This window comes from Shewanella sp. DC2-4 (genome assembly GCF_013248875.1).
Taxonomy (GTDB): Bacteria; Pseudomonadota; Gammaproteobacteria; order Enterobacterales; family Shewanellaceae; genus Shewanella; species Shewanella oncorhynchi.
Genome location: NZ_JABRVR010000002.1, coordinates 2,591,946 through 2,610,799, shown reverse-complemented (window position 1 = coordinate 2,610,799; position 18,854 = coordinate 2,591,946). Strand labels below are relative to the sequence as shown.

Sequence of the window (18,854 nt, the reverse complement as noted above, 5' to 3'; positions counted from 1 at the left end):
AGCGAGAGGTAAAAATGATTCTAGAACAAAAAAACAGCGGATTTTATCTGGGTAATGTGCGTTGACTTTATACTATAAAAGCAAGGTTTGAATGGGATTGCTGTTATGTAAATAAAATCCCCCGCAGTGCGAGGGATTTTGCTGAATTTAATGTGAGTAACGACTGATTTGCGATTCGTTACTCGGTTCCATATTAGTATTTCACTGGGTGAACTTTATCCACACCAAATGATTTACCTTCACCATGGCAGGTCGCACAGGTTTCGCTACCAGGAGTATAAGTGCCAGCAGCAGCGTTATATACACCACCATTGGTTTCGAAGTGACCTATCACTGCGCTGTCAGTTGCGGTCGTTGCATGGCAAGATGCACAAGCTGCAACGGTTGGTGAGTATTCACCAGTACTTGCTAAGAACGCAGGTTTATCGCCTAGTGTAGCTAAGCTAAGTTGACCTTTATCATGACAAGCCGCGCAGTTCGCTGGGTTTTCAGGGAAGGTTGCTGCATCTGTTGTTAAACGGCGAACACTGCGAGTATCAGCGTGAATTTGGTGGATCATGACTTTAAAGTCAAAACCACGTTCAAATGGCTTTTTACTGTGAGCAGGAGCGCCATTGTGACAAGCCACACAACTACCATCGGCTAAAGCTACCGCGGTATTAGGTACAGCAGAGTGACAAGTACCACAGCTGTTATCAGGCTTGTCTGCCGCATGGGTCAGCGCATGAGAGGCTGAAAAGTCAGCTTTCTCACCATGACAGTTAGCACATTTTGCTTCAGAGATGACTATGCTACGTGCGGTAACATTACTTGCATCGGCAGAGAATGAAGCTTTATTACTGCCAACAATCACTTCGTAGATTGGTGCTTCAGTGTTACTACAATCAATCGCAGCATCCATCGTTGGATCGAGTTCTGCAGAGTTTGCACAGATCAGCAATTTGCCGTCCATGAAGCCTTTACCAATACTAACAATTTGTTTGTATGGAACAGAACTTGTGCCAATAACAGCTTTAATGCCTGTTAATGTGTATGTTACTTTTGAGCCATTTGGTACCGCTGTTAAGTTAGCGTTAGTCTCAACTTTGGCCAAATTTACAGAAATACGGTTTTCGCTACGACCTAAAGTACCATTAGATGGACGTGGGCCCATGGTGTATTCAGTGCCATTGAATGCCGTTAAGCTGACCCAAAACTCTTTCACTTTAGGATCTTGATGTGGAGCAACATCACTGTGCCAATCGACTGTGAATGTTAACTCTCCTTTAGCCACATCAAATGTGCCATTTTCTAACTTATAGGCATATTCAGTTCGCAGTAACTTAGTGGCATTAGCTTTTGCTAAGTGATATTTAGCGCTGCCTTCTTCACCTTGTTCGGCGTGACAAGAAGCGCAGCCTCCATTTTGGAATACATTGACTAGGTTTGCACCTGGAATACCGTCAATTTCAGGTGTTGCATAGTAATGGAAATAGTTACCAACGAAACCACGGTCTTTTTGACCTTCAGGTGGCGTTAACCATTCACTGTTATCTACTGGATTAAAACCTGACATGTGACAAGATGCGCAGGCTAAACCTTTGTGATGTTTAAAGCTCGCGGCATCAACGGGTCCTTTGTCATCTGTGCTATGGCAAGACTGGCAGTTCCCGATAGAGACAGGCAGAGTGACTCGTTCAGAAACGTCTTTACCTTCACGGTATTGTGGGTAGCCACTTTCAGCCGCAGCTTTAGCCATAGTACCGCTAAAGTCATAAGCCGTTCCGCTGTAACCCACCATAGCGTAAGTACCTTTGTGAATGGCATGAACCATGGCGCCCATATCCAAAGGTGATCCTGTTTCTGGATCTTTACTGTAGCTGGTATGACAAACTTGACAGTTTGCTATTCCGATCCGTCTTCCGCCATGTAGTGCTAATGGCTTAGCAGTAGAAGATGTATCGCTATAATTTGTGCTGTGACACTTGATACAGTTCGCTTCTAAATCGACAACCGTACGCGTTTCCGTCTCTTTAGCTACTCTAAAGTTATCGCTTGGTAAGAAGTCGATATGGCTGTTGACTAACTTGGCATCTTTACTGCCATCGGTTTGAAGTTCTAAAGTAATGCGATGTATTAATGTTGGGTCGTAGGTTAAATCGAGACCTTCAATAGCGGGCAAAGTACTTAAATTGGTTTGGAAGGTATAGCGGTAAACGCCACTATCAACCACTGTTAAACAAGTGGTTTTACAACTAGATTCGATGTTCGCTTGAATAGCATCACCAGGTGTAAATTTCATTTCTTTAGTAATAGGATTGCCAGCGCTATCTTTACCATCGGTATAGCTATAATTTGCAAGACTGCGTGCAGGATCAGCTGCTTTCACTGAGTTGATATAGCTGACCCATTGAGGTGTTTTGTAACCTTTGCCACTTTCAGGGGTAAGTTTTGCAATACCCAATCCGATAGCATTGATTTGAGCGTATTGCTCTAGGCCCGTCACAGGAACGCCATTCGCATTCGTTAGTACTATGTCTACGCTGACAGTGCCGTTGTCAATTTTTACATCTTCAAGTGTGGCTTTGAGTGTGGTGGCTTGACTTATGTCTAAGCCTACCGGACCCGGTTTTCCGTCTTCACCATCTTTACCGTCACTACCACCGCAACCGGCGAGTAGTAGAGAGAGTAAACCGGCACCCAACATCGCTTTTGTTGCGGTATTGAAATTGAACCGTTTCATCATGATATTTCCCTGCAATAGTTGTAATCATCATCAAACGCCTGGCAAATAAGAATAAATCTCATTACCCGCATAAGATGTGTGGAATTAGTTTTCCATCTGTAAGGCTAACTAAGTCACTGGTATTTATCAGTCACTTTAGGCGGGTAATGTGACTGAGATCTGACTATTTCTTTAGGAGTAGATGACTGCATCGTATGAGTTCCTTTTATATCTGCAGTTGCTGGCCTTTTTAGGCCAGCATCATAGGGTTAGTTTATTGGATGCACTTTCAACACGTCCGCGACTCCGCCCTGTCCATGACAGAAAGCACATGTTTCAGTTCCTGCGGTTGCATCGGATTTTGTACCTGCAAAAACAGCACCTTGCTGCGCCATGTGGTTATGAGTGCTGGTATCTGAATGGCAGTTGCTACACACAGCGGCAATTGGGCTGGTAAAAGTGCCGTTATTGAGGGCAAGGGGTTGCACCGCTGAATTTAAGGGGAGGGCGACGGTAGAAATTCCCGCAGTATCGTTAACGTGACATTGGGCACAGTTACCGATTTTTCCTGGGTAGTTTAGGCTTTCAAACCCCGTGAATTGACTGGTGTGAATACCGTGGATCAGCTGCTTAAAGTCAAATGACGTGATTGAAGGATTGGCTGCCGTCGCATCGGCCAGCATATTGGCGTTATGGCATAGCTGGCATTGACCATCGAGATCGTTACGTGAGCCGTGAATATTCAGTTTTTGATCACCATGGCAATTACCGCAGCTTGCATTACTCACAACGCTACGGTGACCTTCATTGCTCAATGCTGCCATATCAAAATAACTGTGGCTGGATTTAATCACTAACACTTCCGCCAGTTCAGTCGTGCAATCAACCAGTACTTTATCTTTGGCACAGACTCTGCCTTGAATCGCAAGTCCGCCATGATCCGTTTCAGTGCCTGCTGGCACGGTAAGGCCCGCTATCGTATAGGTATAAATGCCATTAGAGCCTGATATGGGAGTGGATTCCGGCAGTTTAATCGAGCGAGCTGAACGGGTCGCATAATCAAAACTGGTTCCCCAGTTGGCATATACCCTTAAATCATTGATAAATTTTAGTTTATCGGCACTTTCGCTATACACAGTTCCTGTGGCTGGATTCATCAGCTTAACCGCAACAGTGACCGTACCATTGGCATCCATACTGGCGCTGGTGATGCTTGGGCTAAATTGCATCAGTGCCGCGTTTTTAGCTTCATCACTGTGTACGCTTGCGGTCCAGTCGGCATTATGACACGCCACGCAGTTACTGTTATCTGTTTGCACTGGGTGTCCTTCGCCTGCGGGGAAATTGATCTGTGTATGACAGGCACCACAGGCTTGCATGGTCGGGACTCTGCGCCAGTTTTGCTGTTCGGTTAACTCAGCCTTATCGACGTGACAGGTTTGGCAGTCACTAATGGGTTGCGGGAAGCCGGTTAAATGTTTGCTGTGGATCATTTGTGGGAAAATATCCGCAGGGTTACTGACTTTTTTGCTGTTATGGCAGGTGACGCAGGTTTCGATTTGATTATATCTACTGCCATGGAAAGCAAGATTACTGTGGCAACTATTACAGGTCTCTATTGTGACTAAGTTGCGGGTGTAAGCGACATTACTACCTGAAGATTGCCAGTCATAATGCTGATTGGTTATAGGTAAGGGCGTGTTATCGGCAAGTTTATCGCCGCCAATTTTGACCACCATTCTTTGGGTCGCTTCGGGCATAAATGTAACTCCATTCATGCCATTAAATGCGGTGCTGAAGATGTAACTGTAGTGACCGTTTTTATGATCTGTGAGACTGCCAAGGCAAGTTGCCGCGCAGGTTTCAGCGGTAAAGTGCTGCCATTCACTGCTATTCCCCGCGCCTGTATAACCTTGGGGGAGAAGCTGCGCTGCAATAAATGTCGCCGATGGGATACCAATCACGGCTTCATCATCTTGATTGCTTACTTGAAAATCCACTTGAGCAATGCCATCTGTCATCGCGACTTTATCGACCATGATGTTAAGGCTAGTTATCGTTAATGCAGGCGGTTTCGCAGGCTCACCGGGATTACCATCTTGGCCGTTATCACCGCCACAGGCGCTTAATAGCGAGACTAACGCCAGCATAAGACTGAATTGAGTGCGAATTTTTGCAAACTTGTTCATATTTCTATCCTTGGAATGCGCTGTCAGTGCCTAAGTTACATTTGGTAGCTTAAGGTCAAGCCTAAGTAGTGAGCGTTGTAGTCGTGGCCCATATCACCAAAACTGAGGACGTTGGGGATCGTGTCCCAGCTTGTGCCTTGGTTTTGCCAATTAGCATCTTGATATTTTTCGAATAACCAATCGACGCGCAGCGACATACTGTCGGCAAACTTATATTTGGCGTAGGCATTAATATTGTGTTTGCGGGCGTAAAAATCGCCATAGGGACTGGTGATGCCGTAGGTCACTTCTGTATCACTCTGTCCGTCGGAATAGCTGTAATCCAAACCAATATCGAGGTGATGATCGAACAGGTTTTGATAACTAAGCCCTGCACCAATCAAGGTCGATTTTTCCTCGGCAGTGCTGTACCAATCGGGTGTCGAGAAGGAATTACTGCCCGCTTGGTCTGAATCGCGCCAATCTTGGTTAACAAAGGCGGTTAAATTGAGGTCACTGCTCAGCACATATTGGGCTGACAAGTCGTAACCGAGATAGGACAACTGAGTTAGACCAACGAAGGTATGATGATAGTCGTCATTAATGCTGTGTAAGCTGGCACCAAGAGATAGACCAATATCGCTCTGATAATCCGTGTGTAAGGTGACTTTCTGTCTTTTTCTATCGGCAAGGTAGGATTTACGTAGCCAAGGATTACTTGAACTTTGAGTGGTTGCGACGGGATGATATTCACTGCCATCTCGCTCTAGTGCTTCTCCTTTCAACCAAGCTGACCATGCGGGCGAATAGCGATAACTTAGTTTAGCAAACACGCCAGATTCATCGATGGATTGGCGGTCGAGTTCGGCATAATCGTTTTCATTATGGCTGTAACCCGCTTCGGCATAAGCCGCTGAGGTAAAACGGTATTTGCTTTTAAGTTCGAGTTTTTTGGTGCGCTTATCATAAAGGCTATTTTGGGCTGTGCCTTGATTAATACTGTCGGTGACGATCTGCGGAAAGTCTAATTGAGCCGTTTTGTTATCTCTGTCTTGATAGTTGTAACTTGCCTGCATACTTAAATCTTGGCTTATCCGTCCTGAATATTTAAGGTCCATCTCTACAATATCGACTTGGCCATTTAATGTATCCGCAGGCAGGACGGGCGATGGGCCATTGATGGTGGCAGGAATAAAGGTGTCATCTTGGGTCATGCGGCTAAAGCCTGCGTGCATCAATACATTTTGACCATTTGCCCCCCCTGAGGCTTCTGCGGCAACTCGGTAGGCTTTATTGTCGGGGTCGACCGCATTCTGACCTAGGTATGCTGCACCAAAGGTGGGAGTGTAGGCAGACTGCCACAGCATGGCTTGGTGATCATTTTTATATTGGCTGATTTGGCTATTGATGCCTGCTTGCCAGCCTGAACCGTTAAAATAAACTCTCGCATCGACTTCATCAGTACTGTCATCAATCGGTTGGGCTAGCATAACGCTATTGGTGAGTATATTGGCACTGGTCTTTTTTGCGCCACTGCGGTCTTCATGCTGATAGTTTAGTGAGGCTTTGTAGTGACTGTTATTGTCACTTTCAGGTGATATTTTGCCAGCGTAGTAACCACCGATACTAAAGCGATCACGTTGAATACTTAAATCTTGGCTAACAAGGCTGCTCTGTAACATAGGCATAGATTGCGTTGTGCCGCCTGTTATCCAGTTATCGGGCAATAACATTTTATCTTGCACTGAGGTATAGGGGCTTTTGAGTTGATTATGGTTATAGTTTGCTAAGCCTCTATAACCCAAGTTGATTTGATAGTTTCCCGGCCTTCCTGTTGTGAGCTTGGCTGAGCCCGCATCAAAACCTAACTTATCCGCGACCAGCTCGGTTTGATAACCCGACGGTGTTTTGTACACCATATCCGCACCGACGGCACCAACGAGACCATCATTATCTGTTCCAGTACTGTTACCGAAACGGCTGTCCTCACTATCGTTGTAAGCGAGGCTGGCACTGACATTGCCAATATGCCCTGTCTTAGGTTGGCATTGCTTACAGCTCCATGCCTCTGTCTTTATGCTACTTCGATTCGCTTCTTGCAGCCCATAACCTTCGGCGTGTGCTTGAGTCAAAACACCGTTTATCGCCCAAGTCAGCAAAGTGAGGGAGAAATAAGCGCTAGGGTGAGACATTTTAGCTGTTCGCATGATCATTCCCTTGTTATCTCTGCAGTAATTTGCCAGAAGGATGGTTAGAGCCATGCACTTGTCCGTGACAATTCATACAGGAATTACCAGAAGTGAAGGCATTGGTTTGATTGCCAAAATAGGCATTACTGCTATGGCCATCCGAAGCGTGGCACTGCTGACACAGTTGTGGCGGTTTGCTGATCAGCATGGCTTCGTTCACGCTGCCGTGGGGATTATGGCAATTAGCGCAGTTGTCGGTGACGGGGGCATGTTCCCACAGTTTAGGGCCGCGTTTTTCGGCATGACAGCTATAGCAATTTTCATTAACACTCATTTGCTTCAAGCTTGAATCGTTTAAATTGCCGTGGGGATTATGGCAGTCACTGCACACCATTTGTTGCCACTGTAATGGATGCGCCGAGCGCTTGTGCATATCGGCTTTTTGTTGGGTATGGCACTGGGTACAAATGGCGACTTCATTGGCCTTATCGCTGATAGGATCTTTTGCGGTATGCACTTGATGGCAGCTGCTACAGGCGACATCGGCGTTATCGTGGTGATTGCCTTTCCATGCGGTACGTTGACTGTCATTGTGGCAACTCATGCAGACACTGTTTTGCTTTTGCGCGGGAACAGGGGAGTTAGCGCCAAAGGTGATCATCGGCTCTTTGCCACCTTTGTTATGATTCCCTAAAGGGCCGTGGCAGGCTTCGCACTGCAAATCGGCCATGGGTGAATCCTTCACATTGGGGTTGCCATGAACCCCCTCAAATATTTCCACCACCACGGCACTTTTTTTGTGGCACATCAGGCAAGTATCAGCGCCTTTAGCGGAATACTTACCTTCGGCGAATTTTTTGTCTAATGTCGCAACAACTTCTTCTGGTTTTTTGTTATCCCAAGGGGTCGCTGAGGCCGAAACGCTCGCGATTGATAACAAAATACATAGCATAGCCTTAGCTATGCTTCTGAACTTTAGCCCTATTTCCATGGTTATGTTTTCCCGAGTGCATTTATATTTGTTATTTTTACGCTTTCGACATTGCTAATTTAGCTTATTGAGCTTGGTTAATATTAGAACAAGTGTGTGACACGTGCTTAACATTGCGTGGTCTTTTCACTGTAAAGAAGGATGATTTTACAGGCGATATAGATTAAGTGTGATTTTGATCACGCTTGCTTCGGGTGGGATTTGTTTACAGCGTTTTGACTTCTGTGCATCGCTTGATAGTCACTAATGCTAAGGTGCGGATTTTTATTTTCGGTTGGTCGTTTATTCATTGGAATTTTTATCACATAATACCCAACACAATTGAAAACTATTATCGTTACCAATCAAAAATCTTGATCTAGGTAAAGTTATTAGTGTCATCGCTCGGTTACAATGGGCGCAGTTTTTCGAGCTGAACCTGTTGCAAGGTGGAATACGTAATGAAGTTAAGCGAACTCAGTCCCGGCGATCGCGGTCTTATTTCTGAAGTGGGGCGTTTGGCGCTGCCACAAACCGTGAAGCGCAAGTTGTTGTCCATGGGGATCACGCCAAATACGCGTTTTTTATTGATCCGATACGCACCTATGGGTTCTGGTCTCGAACTGGATATTCGTGGTAGTAAACTTTGTATGCGCAGAGATTTGGCAGACATCATTGAGGTGGAAAAGACGAATGGCTAAGCAGTTTCATTGCGTCACAGTAGGAAACCCTAACGCGGGTAAATCTACACTCTTTAACGCGCTAACAGGCGCAAATCAGCAAGTGGGTAACTGGTCTGGTGTTACGGTCGAAAAAAAGACTGGTCATTTCACCTTAAACGGTGCTGACGTCTATCTGACAGACTTACCGGGTATTTACGACCTTCTTCCTGCGGGTAATAGTTGCGATTGTTCACTTGATGAGCAAATTGCGCAGCAATACCTTGCCGAGCAACGTGTCGATGGCATTATCAATTTAGTCGATGCCACTAATATCGAACGTCACTTATATCTCACAGCCCAATTACGTGAACTCGCTATCCCTATGGTGGTGGTGCTGAATAAAATTGATTCGGCTGTCAAACGTGGGATTAAAGTCGATTTAAAGAAAATGAGCCAAGAGCTGGGTTGCCCTGTGATTGGCGTGTGTTCGCGAGATCCTGCCGATGTCGCTAAAGTGCAGGCACAGGTACTCGATTTACTTCAAGGCCGAGTCTCAGAAGCCCCATTAGTGCTTCACTATGATGAACAAATTGAAGCGGGCGTGCAGTTACTCTGCAGCAAAGATGCCCAATTAAGTCGCGGCCGCGCTTTGGCTATGCTAGGTAATGGTTCGGGTTGTGGTAGCTGTAAAAATGCTGAACTGCAGGATGAAGTGAATTCCTGTACTCAGATTATCGCTCAGCAAGGCCATGATATTGAAGTGATGGTGGCGACCACGCGCTTTAATTTCGTTGAACAAGTTTTTCAAGGTTCAGTGAAAGAGTCAGGGTTCCTCACCCTCAGTGACAAATTAGATAAACTCGTTTTACATCCTGTGCTTGGCATTCCTGTGTTTTTGTTTGTGATGTATTTGATGTTTATGTTCAGCATTAATATTGGCAGTGCTTTTATTGATTTCTTTGATGTTTTTGCTGGCGCACTGTTTGTCGATCACTTTGGTTCATTCTTGACGAGCATGGGCTCTCCGGCTTGGTTGGTCACTATCTTAGCGGGAGGTGTCGGCCAAGGCATTCAAACCGTATCAACCTTTATTCCTGTTATTGCGGCGCTTTTCCTCGGTTTGTCGATCCTCGAAAGTTCTGGCTACATGGCGCGCGCTGCATTTGTGGTTGACGGTTTAATGCGTCGTATTGGCCTGCCTGGTAAAGCATTCGTTCCTATGATTGTCGGTTTTGGTTGTTCAGTGCCTGCAATTATGGCGACGCGAACCTTAGGCAGTGAGCGTGAGCGTATTGTGACAGGGATGATGGCACCATTTATGTCCTGTGGTGCACGTCTTCCTGTTTATGCACTATTTGCGGCTGCTTTCTTCCCTGATTCAGGTCAGAATTTAGTCTTCTTGCTGTATATTATTGGTATCTTTGCCGCTATCGGTACGGGTTTATTACTCAGAAGCACTTTATTACCCGGCAGCAGTAGCGCTGTGGTGATGGAGCTGCCAAGTTATGAACTACCTAAGCTGAAAGCTGTTATGGTTCGTACAGGTAAACGCACTAAGAGTTTTATTTTAGGCGCAGGTAAAACGATTGTTCTGGTCGTGACCTTATTGAACTTTATCAATGCTATTGGTGTTGATGGCACATTTGGCCATGAAGATAGCCAAGCATCTTTGCTGAGTGTCGCGAGTCAAAAAATCACGCCTATCTTCTCGCCTATGGGCATAGAGCAGGATAACTGGCCTGCAACCGTCGGTATTATCACGGGTATTTTCGCCAAAGAAGCGGTTGTTGGTACCTTAAACAGTCTATACAGCAGCGCGGCGCCGACAGATGAAGAACTTGCACCATTGAGTGAAAGCTTTAATGCGGCTCTGGCAACGATTCCAACTAACTTGTTTGGTTTAGATCTTGAAGATCCGCTTAAACTGTCGGTCGGTGATTTAACCAATAAAGAAACCGTTGCTGAAGAACAAGGTGTTGCGACATCGACTTTCGGTGCTTTACAAGCAGGTTTTAGTGGTAAAGTTGCGGCTTTCTCCTACTTGCTGTTTATCTTACTTTATACTCCTTGTGTTGCGGCAATGGGCGCCTTAGTGCATGAGTTTGGTTCTCGGTGGGCGACGTTTGCTGCAACGTGGACTTTCTCACTGGCTTATGGTTCTGCAACGGTAGTTTATCAAGCTGCTACCTTTACGCAGCACCCAGTTCAATCAAGTCTGTGGATTGGTTTCTTCTTGTTTGCATTAGCCGCTTTTTATCTGTGGTTGAAACGTAAAGGTAAAAGAAGCCAGCAGATTATTCCTGGGATCCGCATTATCACCGAGTAAGATTTACTGAGTCGGCGTGACTGAATAATAAATGTCAGCTTAGTTAGGTCAAAGATAAAAGCAGCTTTCATGGCTGCTTTTATTGTTTTACTATCGCGGTTATAACCCCAGACAGTCAAAAACCAGAGTTTTTAACCCTAGGCATTGTAACTAGTGGTGATCTGTAGGATCATGCTGGTTTTCTTAAAATTGCCATTGTTCGCAAAGAGGAATTCCATGAGTCATGTGGACACTGAAGTACGTCCGAGTAACTTTATTCGTAATATCATAGATGAAGATTTACAAAGCGGTAAGCACACGAGTGTACAGACTCGTTTCCCGCCGGAACCGAATGGCTATCTTCATATTGGTCATGCTAAATCTATCTGCTTAAATTTTGGGATAGCGCGAGACTATAACGGTCTGTGTAATTTACGTTTTGACGATACTAATCCTGAAAAAGAAGACATTGATTATGTAAATTCTATTCAGGCGGATGTGCGTTGGCTTGGATTCCAGTGGGATGGGGATGTTCGCTATTCATCAAACTATTTTGATCAGTTACATCAATATGCGGTTGAACTGATCAATAAAGGTTTGGCTTATGTGTGTTTCTTAAATGCTGATGAAACCCGCGAATACCGTGGTACGTTAAAAGAGCCAGGTAAAAACAGTCCTTTCCGCGACACATCTGTCGAAGAAAACCTCGCCTTATTCGCTAAGATGCGCGACGGTGGTTTTAAAGAAGGCGAGTGCGCATTGCGTGCCAAAATTGATATGGCATCGCCATTCATGTGTATGCGCGATCCTATCATCTACCGTATTCGTTTTGCCCATCATCATCAAACAGGTGACAAGTGGTGCATTTACCCAATGTACGACTTCACGCACTGTATTTCTGATGCGTTAGAACATATTACCCACTCTTTATGTACATTAGAGTTCCAAGACAACCGTCGTTTATATGATTGGGTGTTGGATAATTTGAACGATTTTCAAGCGCCGAATCGTACTCGTCAATACGAGTTTTCCCGCTTAAATCTCGAATATACCTTGATGTCTAAACGTAAGCTGAACGACCTTGTGACCCGTAAACTCGTGTCAGGTTGGGATGACCCACGTATGCCAACGATTGCAGGCTTACGTCGCCGTGGTTACACACCGGCTTCAATTCGTGAGTTCTGCCAACGTATCGGCGTGACTAAGCAAGAGAATATGATTGAAGTCGGCATGTTAGATGCGTGTATTCGTGAAGAATTGAACGAACATGCACCGCGTGCGATGGCCGTATTACGTCCATTGAAAGTCATCATTGAAAACTATGCTGAAGGTGAACTTGAGTACATTCAAGCGGCCGCTCATCCAAATGATGAGAGCATGGGGACGCGTGAATTAGCCTTTGGCCGAGAAATATTGATCGATGTGGCTGACTTTAAAGAAGAAGCCAACAAACAATACAAACGCTTAGTTACAGGCAAAGAAGTGCGTTTACGTAATGCCTATGTGATTAAAGCTGAACGTTGTGACAAAGACAGCGAAGGCAATATCACGACGGTTTACTGTACTTATGATCCTGAAACTTTAGGTAAAAACCCTGCTGATGGCCGTAAAGTTAAAGGCGTGATCCATTGGGTTGAGGCATCTACAGCTAAGCCTGCTGAATTCCGTCTCTATCAGCGTTTATTTACCGATCCTAATCCTGCTGCGGCAGAGACTGTGGATGAAGTGTTAAACCCTGAATCATTGATCGTTGTACAAGGTTTTGCAGAAGCAAGCCTAGTGAATGCACCTGCGGAACAAGCCTATCAGTTTGAGCGTGAAGGCTATTTCTGCGCTGACAGCAAAGATTCATCGCCGGATAATTTAGTGTTTAACTTAACCGTAGCGCTGCGTGATTCTTTCGAGTGATTTTGCTTAAGTGGAGCTGTTTGACTGAATGAGTCAAACTGATCTGCTAACTCGCTCAAAGCGTTAATTCAACTCAAAAAAGAAGGCCTTTGCGGCCTTCTTTTTTATTTTCTGCTACAAATCAATTGCGACGTAGAGCTTGAGTTGCTGTTGATTAAATTTGTGATGAATTAAAATGGTTATTGGTACATAGGACCAAAGCCTAAGCTCCATAAAATGACACTAGTTGCCATTAGCCCCACCAAGAGTACTAAGCCTGCTGTCACCATAGAGCTAGCGTAGATAAAACCTTTCTCTTCAGGGATATTCATAATGATAGGCACCCCCGCGTACAGTAAATAGACTGAGTAGGCTAAACCAATCAACCCCACTATCATGATAAACCATAGCACTGGATATAATGCGGCTAAACCGACCATAAACAACGGGGTTGCAGTGTAGGACGCGAGCTCTAATGCTTGGGTGTAAGTTGGGTTAGCATCGAAGGTTTTTGCCATCCAATAGGCTAAATAGGCAAGGGCGAATACACCTGCAATCAGGCCTAAATACATGCCTGCAGACATAAACAGGGCGCTTTGTGGTGTAAGGTAAATAGGATCGCCTGCGCCAGGATTCCAGCCAATGTAAGCCGTAGCAATGTAGCTGCACACCGCCGGAATTAAGGCGATAAGAACTACATGACTTAAGCTACTTTTCAGTGCCTCATGGTTTTTTTCAATTGTTTGCCACTCTTGTTTTGGATGAGTGTATAGCCCCATTAAGTGATTCAGTATCATTATAATTATCCTTGTTCAGCATTGATGAATGGCTCGCCAAACGTCAGACGAGCTGATAACAGCTCTACAATCGAGGTTAAAATGGTGTCCTGTCTCTTTATCCATCGATTGGTTACACATAGAGAAGTGAGAGGCTGTGTGATCAGGATCTCAGTTCTTTAGAGTGTAGATTATTTATTGAACAAAAAGTTCAGCGCGTCAAGTTTACTTAAGCCTAATGCTATAGCTTATGAGTAAATATGCGTAAAATAGCGCGATATTCAGAATGATATTGAGTGAGTCCATGCTGCAACTTCTTGCCCCCATCCACGCATTTCTTCACTGTGAAACACCGCAAACTTGGATTGATGTCGCGATAAAATCAGATTCCTTGGATGAGTTGCTGATCGACCATTGTAACTGTGAGTTAAAAGCCGCTCAGACAGCGATTTTTTTGCTAAGAAAATATGCGTTAGATAAAGACAGTGGTCGAGCTCTGTTGGCGTGGGCTAAACCCTATGAAGAGTTTATTTATTCGCAAGAACATGATGTGGAAAGTTTTTTAGCCCGTGATGTGAAAAAGAATGAGTTGGTAACTGACCTTATACCTAAGCCCAACTTTAAGTTTGCTGCGAATTTAGTTTCACCTTTAATCCGCTTGATTAAAGAAGAGTTTCATCATTTTGAACAAGTATTGGATTTAATGCACAAGCGCAGTATTGATTACCGCAATATTCGCGCGGGGCGTTATGCCAAGGGCATGATGAGTCATGTGACAACCCATGAGAAAGATATTTTGCGGGATAAGTTGATTGTAGGGGCATATATTGAGGCTCGCTCGTGCGAGCGCTTCGCTAAACTCGCGCCTTATTTAGACGGTGAGCTGAGTAAGTTTTATGTGTCACTGCTGCGCTCTGAAGCTCGACATTATCAAGATTATCTTGCGTTAGCTCAGTTGGTTTCACCTGAGGATATTAGCGAGCGAGTGAAGTACTTTGGCGAGTTAGAAGCTGAGTTGATTTTGGCGCAGGATGATGAGTTTCGTTTCCACAGTGGGTCGCCTCTATTAAATTAATTTGAACGGCTTTGCTTCCCCAAACGAGTAGAGTTAAGTCCATATAGCTGAAACGATTAACGGTTCGAAAAACCGTTAATCACAGTATTTTCAAGCTATTAAAGCTAAAAATTTAAGCCATTTAAGCTTAAGTAACGCTAAATGAGGCCTACTTAAGCCAATGCCTTTAGGTCATCATCTGGTCAAAGGGTAAGGACTGTAAATAAATCCCTTCAGCGCTCACACTGAGCACACTGCCTTGTTCATACCAATCGCCAACCACTATACGCTTACAGCCATTAGCAAGTTGATGAATGGCTGGTCTGTGGGTATGTCCGTGGATCATATGCTTAGTGTGTGTCTTGGCAAATAACACATCGACCGCATTGGGCTCTACATCCATGATGGTGTAGCTTTTTTGTTGATTGCTGCTTTTGCTCTTGCTGCGAATTTTATCAGCAATGCCCTGACGGGTTTTCTTGGATAAATAACCGTACAGCCAACGAGACAGCGATAAACTGCGCAGTTTTCGAAAGCGTTGGTAGGCCTTATCTAAAGTACATAAGCTGTCGCCGTGCAAAATTACAGTGTCGACACCGTATAAATTGAGGCGAGTGACTTCGGGTAAAATTTGCATGCCTGCGGCGCGCGCAAATTGTTTGCCTAGCATGAAGTCACGGTTGCCATGGATAAAATACACGGGCAACTTTTGTGATACTTGCTTGAGTTTTTCGGCGATGTCGAGGGCAAAAGGCAAGGCAATATCATCACCAACCCAGACTTCAAACAAATCGCCTAGGATATAAAGGGCGTCGGCATCATCGAGTTCAGTGTCGAGAAAGCGAGTGAACGCTTGGGTGATATCAAGGCGATCTGCACTCAGGTGTAGATCACCTATAAATAGAGTTCGCATTCGCCGTATTATGCCGCGACGCTGACTTTTTCAATCACAATGGCTTCTAATGGCACATCTTGATGCATACCACGGTTACCAGTGCTAACGGCTTTGATTTTTTCGATAACATCCATGCCTTCAACGATTTCGCCGAATACGCAGTAGCCCCAGCCCTGTGAGGTTTCTGATTTAAAATCGAGGAAAGTGTTATCGTTCACGTTAATGAAGAACTGTGCAGTGGCTGAATGTGGATCAGAAGTACGGGCCATAGCAACAGTACCAGTGCGGTTTGATAAACCGTTATTGGCTTCATTTTTCACGGGCTCGTTACAACGCTTTTGGCTCATGTCTTCGTTGAAGCCACCACCTTGGATCATAAAACCGTCAATCACACGGTGGAAGATAGTGCCGTCGAAGAAACCTTCGTCAACATATTTCATGAAGTTTGCTACTGTTAACGGTGCTTTTTCAGCGTTCAGTTGCAGTTTAATGTCGCCAAAATTAGTGTGTAATGTGATCATGTTTTCATACTCTGTGTAAATAGTGGCGCGATTCTAACTTATCTCGGATTGCGCGCAAAGTGCAGTATTCAAAACCTGTCAGGCCGTGATAGACTGACTCCTTGATTTTACACCTGAATGTATCATTGAAGAGAATATCGATGTTGAAGATTTACAACAGTATTACCCGCCAAAAACAGGAATTTAAGCCAATTAATCCCGGGAAAATTGGGATGTACGTGTGTGGTGTGACCATATACGATCTCTGTCATATTGGTCATGGCCGTACTTTTGTTTCTTTCGACATGATAGTGCGCTACCTGCGTTACGCGGGTTATGAAGTGAATTTTCAGCGCAATATTACTGATGTTGATGACAAAATCATCAAGCGCGCTAACGAGAATAACGAAAGCTGTGAAGCCTTAACCGAGCGTCTTATTGGTGAAATGCACCAAGACTTCGATGCCCTAAATATGTTGCGCCCCGATTTTGAACCGCGCGCGACCCTTCATATTGCCGAAATCATCGACATGGTTGAGTTATTACTCGCCCGTGGCCATGCCTATGTGGCGAGCGATGGTGATGTGCTTTTCAGCGTGGCCTCATATCCTGATTATGGCCGTTTATCGGGCCAGAATTTAGATCAACTGCAAGCCGGTGCTCGGGTTGAAGTGGACGAAACCAAGCAAAATCCAATGGATTTTGTGTTGTGGAAAATGTCGAAACCTGGCGAACCAACGTGGGAATCCCCATGGGGACCGGGTCGTCCTGGCTGGCATATCGAATGTTCGGCCATGAACAGCAAACATTTAGGTCTGCATTTTGATATTCATGGCGGTGGCTCTGACTTACAGTTCCCACATCATGAGAATGAAATCGCCCAGTCTTGCTGTGCCCATGACACACCATACGTCAACTATTGGATGCACACTGGCATGGTGATGGTTGACCGTGAAAAGATGTCTAAGTCCTTAGGCAACTTCTTCACCATTCGAGATGTGCTTGGTCACTATGATGCTGAAACTGTGCGTTATTTCTTATTATCTGGCCATTATCGTAGCCAACTGAACTATTCAGAAGATAACTTGAAACAAGCGCGTTCAGCCTTAGAGCGTTTGTATACGGCGATTAAAGATGTCGACTTAACTGTCGTTGCGGCGCCTGCAGAAGAGTTTATTGCTAAGTTTAAAGCGGCGATGGATGATGACTTTAATACACCTGAAGCCTATTCCGTTCTATTTGATATGGTGCGTGAGATCAATCGTTTAAAACTGACCGATATGGCACAGGCATCGGCATTAGCGGTCACCTTGAAGCAATTAGCGGATGTGTTAGGTCTATTAAGCCAAGAGCCAGAGGCCTTCTTTCAAGGCGGCGGTAGTGACGATGAAGTGGCCGAAATCGAAGCCTTAATCGTTGAGCGTAACCGTGCTCGTACCGAAAAGGATTGGGCTGCTGCGGATGTGGCGCGTAATCGTTTAGATATTTTGGGCGTTGTGCTTGAAGATGGTCCAAGTGGCACCACTTGGCGTAAGAAATAAGCTTATTCGCTATATTTTTAATTCAAGAAAATCTTCAGCAAATAAAAAACCTGCATCATGCAGGTTTTTTTATGCTTGCTAGAACCTAGAACCTAGAACCTAGAACCTAGAACCTAGAACCTAGAACCTAGAACCTAGAACCTAGAACCTAGAACCTAGTCATGATACTGCTCGGCGGCATATAAGGTGTTTTCTAATAGGCTTGCAATCGTCATCGGGCCAACACCGCCGGGGACTGGAGTGATAAAGCTGGCATTTTGCGCAGCAATGTCATATTGCACATCGCCGACTAAGGTGCCGTTATCTAAACGGTTAATACCCACATCTATTACAATCGCGCCAGACTTGATCCACTCGCCAGGAATAAAGCCGGGTTTACCCACTGCAACGACCACGAGATCTGCCTGACGGATTTTTTGTTCGAGATTCTTAGTGAAGCGGTGGCAAGTAGTGGTGGTGCAGCCAGCGAGCAGCAACTCTAAGGTCATTGGGCGGCCGACAATATTGGATGCGCCAACCACAACAGCATCTAAACCATAGGTATCAACGCCGGTGGATTTGATGAGTGTCATTATGCCCATTGGGGTGCAAGAGCGCAGCACCGGAATACGCTGGGCTAAACGGCCGACGTTGTACGGGTGAAATCCATCGACGTCTTTATCTGGGCGGATACGCTCGATGACTTTTGAGTCTTCGATATGTGCGGGTAATGGCAGTTGCACTAAGATGCCATCAATTGTCGGATCATCATTAAGACTATCAATCAGGTTGAGTAATTCATCTTCAGTGCAGTTTGTTTCTAAATCGTATGAACGAGAAATAAATCCAACTTCTTCACAAGCCTTACGTTTACTGCCAACATAAACTTGTGATGCCGGATCGGCTCCCACTAATATTACGGCTAAACCCGGTACGCGTTGTCCAGCCTCTTTGCGGGCGGTGACTTTTTCGCTGAGCTTAGTGCGGATGGATTGAGCAATCGCCTTGCCGTCGATTATTTGGGCTGTCATGGGTGTAGGATATCCTTTATTTGGGCGATGGTGAAAACAGTAGTTAACACAGAGATTGGCAATCGTGGCTATTTTAACAGGGCACAGCTACTGTGTCATGGTTAAAGCCGTTGCCAAGTGGATAAAAAAAAACAGATTAGCCTGATAATTCAGCACCTAGAGTCGAACGATAAAAAAATCGTTGACGGGTGTA

Annotated in this window: 13 protein-coding genes; 5 read left to right on the top strand and 8 right to left on the bottom strand. The window is 45.1% G+C overall.

Annotated elements, in window-relative coordinates:
* Nucleotides 1–193 precede the first annotated feature (193 nt).
* The 4 genes from HQQ92_RS12285 to HQQ92_RS12270 all read right to left on the bottom strand — a co-directional run bounded on the left by HQQ92_RS12285 (nt 194) and on the right by HQQ92_RS12270 (nt 8,052).
* A complete protein-coding gene (locus HQQ92_RS12285) occupies nt 194–2,725 on the bottom strand; it encodes an OmcA/MtrC family decaheme c-type cytochrome (protein ID WP_173245650.1) in 2,532 nt (843 codons plus the stop codon).
* 248 nt (nt 2,726–2,973) lie between these two features.
* Nucleotides 2,974–4,893, bottom strand: a complete 1,920-nt coding sequence (locus HQQ92_RS12280) for an OmcA/MtrC family decaheme c-type cytochrome (RefSeq protein ID WP_173245647.1) — start codon at nt 4,891–4,893, stop codon at nt 2,974–2,976.
* Between the two features lie 35 nt (nt 4,894–4,928).
* A complete protein-coding gene (locus HQQ92_RS12275; protein WP_173245644.1) occupies nt 4,929–7,079 on the bottom strand; it encodes an MtrB/PioB family decaheme-associated outer membrane protein in 2,151 nt (716 codons plus the stop codon).
* Between the two features lie 13 nt (nt 7,080–7,092).
* Nucleotides 7,093–8,052 (bottom strand): DmsE family decaheme c-type cytochrome, encoded by a 960-nt coding sequence (locus tag HQQ92_RS12270; protein WP_173245641.1) that lies wholly within the window; start codon nt 8,050–8,052, stop codon nt 7,093–7,095.
* A gap of 440 nt (nt 8,053–8,492) precedes the next feature.
* Here HQQ92_RS12270 and HQQ92_RS12265 point away from each other — a divergent pair, with 440 nt between their 5' ends.
* The 3 genes from HQQ92_RS12265 to glnS all read left to right on the top strand — a co-directional run bounded on the left by HQQ92_RS12265 (nt 8,493) and on the right by glnS (nt 12,906).
* Nucleotides 8,493–8,732 carry a FeoA family protein gene (locus HQQ92_RS12265; RefSeq protein WP_028760477.1) on the top strand — a complete coding sequence of 80 codons (240 nt, stop codon included), beginning with the start codon at nt 8,493–8,495 and terminating at the stop codon, nt 8,730–8,732.
* On the top strand, nt 8,725–11,019 hold the full coding sequence (gene feoB, locus HQQ92_RS12260; protein ID WP_028760476.1) for a Fe(2+) transporter permease subunit FeoB: 2,295 nt from the start codon (nt 8,725–8,727) through the stop codon (nt 11,017–11,019). Before HQQ92_RS12265 ends, feoB begins: the two co-directional genes overlap by 8 nt.
* A gap of 216 nt (nt 11,020–11,235) precedes the next feature.
* Nucleotides 11,236–12,906 carry a glutamine--tRNA ligase gene (gene glnS, locus HQQ92_RS12255; protein ID WP_173245638.1) on the top strand — a complete coding sequence of 557 codons (1,671 nt, stop codon included), beginning with the start codon at nt 11,236–11,238 and terminating at the stop codon, nt 12,904–12,906.
* 179 nt (nt 12,907–13,085) lie between these two features.
* Here glnS and HQQ92_RS12250 read toward each other — a convergent pair whose 3' ends face one another.
* On the bottom strand, nt 13,086–13,682 hold the full coding sequence (locus tag HQQ92_RS12250) for a Yip1 family protein (RefSeq protein ID WP_105252940.1): 597 nt from the start codon (nt 13,680–13,682) through the stop codon (nt 13,086–13,088).
* A gap of 283 nt (nt 13,683–13,965) precedes the next feature.
* On the opposite strand from HQQ92_RS12250, the gene miaE reads away from it, so the two are divergent.
* Nucleotides 13,966–14,736, top strand: a complete 771-nt coding sequence (gene miaE / locus HQQ92_RS12245; protein ID WP_028760473.1) for a tRNA isopentenyl-2-thiomethyl-A-37 hydroxylase MiaE — start codon at nt 13,966–13,968, stop codon at nt 14,734–14,736.
* Nucleotides 14,737–14,902: 166 nt separating this feature from the next.
* Here miaE and HQQ92_RS12240 read toward each other — a convergent pair whose 3' ends face one another.
* Both HQQ92_RS12240 and HQQ92_RS12235 read right to left on the bottom strand, forming a co-directional pair.
* Nucleotides 14,903–15,628: a UDP-2,3-diacylglucosamine diphosphatase gene (locus HQQ92_RS12240; protein ID WP_168823649.1), complete on the bottom strand. Its 726-nt coding sequence runs from the start codon at nt 15,626–15,628 to the stop codon at nt 14,903–14,905.
* 8 nt (nt 15,629–15,636) lie between these two features.
* Nucleotides 15,637–16,131 (bottom strand): peptidylprolyl isomerase, encoded by a 495-nt coding sequence (locus tag HQQ92_RS12235; protein WP_173245635.1) that lies wholly within the window; start codon nt 16,129–16,131, stop codon nt 15,637–15,639.
* A 140-nt stretch (nt 16,132–16,271) separates the two neighbouring features.
* Between HQQ92_RS12235 and cysS the strand changes: the two genes are divergently transcribed.
* Complete coding sequence (gene cysS / locus HQQ92_RS12230) at nt 16,272–17,651, top strand: cysteine--tRNA ligase (RefSeq protein ID WP_105252936.1); 1,380 nt, start codon at nt 16,272–16,274, stop codon at nt 17,649–17,651.
* A 155-nt stretch (nt 17,652–17,806) separates the two neighbouring features.
* Here the strand turns inward: cysS and folD are convergent, their stop codons facing one another.
* Complete coding sequence (gene folD / locus HQQ92_RS12225) at nt 17,807–18,661, bottom strand: bifunctional methylenetetrahydrofolate dehydrogenase/methenyltetrahydrofolate cyclohydrolase FolD (RefSeq protein ID WP_173245632.1); 855 nt, start codon at nt 18,659–18,661, stop codon at nt 17,807–17,809.
* Nucleotides 18,662–18,854 lie beyond the last annotated feature (193 nt).

Bases quoted from the DNA above. Each gene is read 5' to 3' on its own strand.
- HQQ92_RS12285 (WP_173245650.1), bottom strand. From the start codon at position 2,725: ATGATGAAACGGTTCAATTTCAATACCGCAACAAAAGCGATGTTGGGT.
- HQQ92_RS12270 (WP_173245641.1), bottom strand. From the start codon at position 8,052: ATGGAAATAGGGCTAAAGTTCAGAAGCATAGCTAAGGCTATGCTATGT.
- miaE (WP_028760473.1), top strand. From the start codon at position 13,966: ATGCTGCAACTTCTTGCCCCCATCCACGCATTTCTTCACTGTGAAACA.
- HQQ92_RS12250 (WP_105252940.1), bottom strand. From the start codon at position 13,682: ATGATACTGAATCACTTAATGGGGCTATACACTCATCCAAAACAAGAG.
- HQQ92_RS12265 (WP_028760477.1), top strand. From the start codon at position 8,493: ATGAAGTTAAGCGAACTCAGTCCCGGCGATCGCGGTCTTATTTCTGAA.
- HQQ92_RS12280 (WP_173245647.1), bottom strand. From the start codon at position 4,893: ATGAACAAGTTTGCAAAAATTCGCACTCAATTCAGTCTTATGCTGGCG.
- feoB (WP_028760476.1), top strand. From the start codon at position 8,725: ATGGCTAAGCAGTTTCATTGCGTCACAGTAGGAAACCCTAACGCGGGT.
- folD (WP_173245632.1), bottom strand. From the start codon at position 18,661: ATGACAGCCCAAATAATCGACGGCAAGGCGATTGCTCAATCCATCCGC.
- HQQ92_RS12240 (WP_168823649.1), bottom strand. From the start codon at position 15,628: ATGCGAACTCTATTTATAGGTGATCTACACCTGAGTGCAGATCGCCTT.
- HQQ92_RS12235 (WP_173245635.1), bottom strand. From the start codon at position 16,131: ATGATCACATTACACACTAATTTTGGCGACATTAAACTGCAACTGAAC.
- HQQ92_RS12275 (WP_173245644.1), bottom strand. From the start codon at position 7,079: ATGCGAACAGCTAAAATGTCTCACCCTAGCGCTTATTTCTCCCTCACT.
- cysS (WP_105252936.1), top strand. From the start codon at position 16,272: ATGTTGAAGATTTACAACAGTATTACCCGCCAAAAACAGGAATTTAAG.
- glnS (WP_173245638.1), top strand. From the start codon at position 11,236: ATGAGTCATGTGGACACTGAAGTACGTCCGAGTAACTTTATTCGTAAT.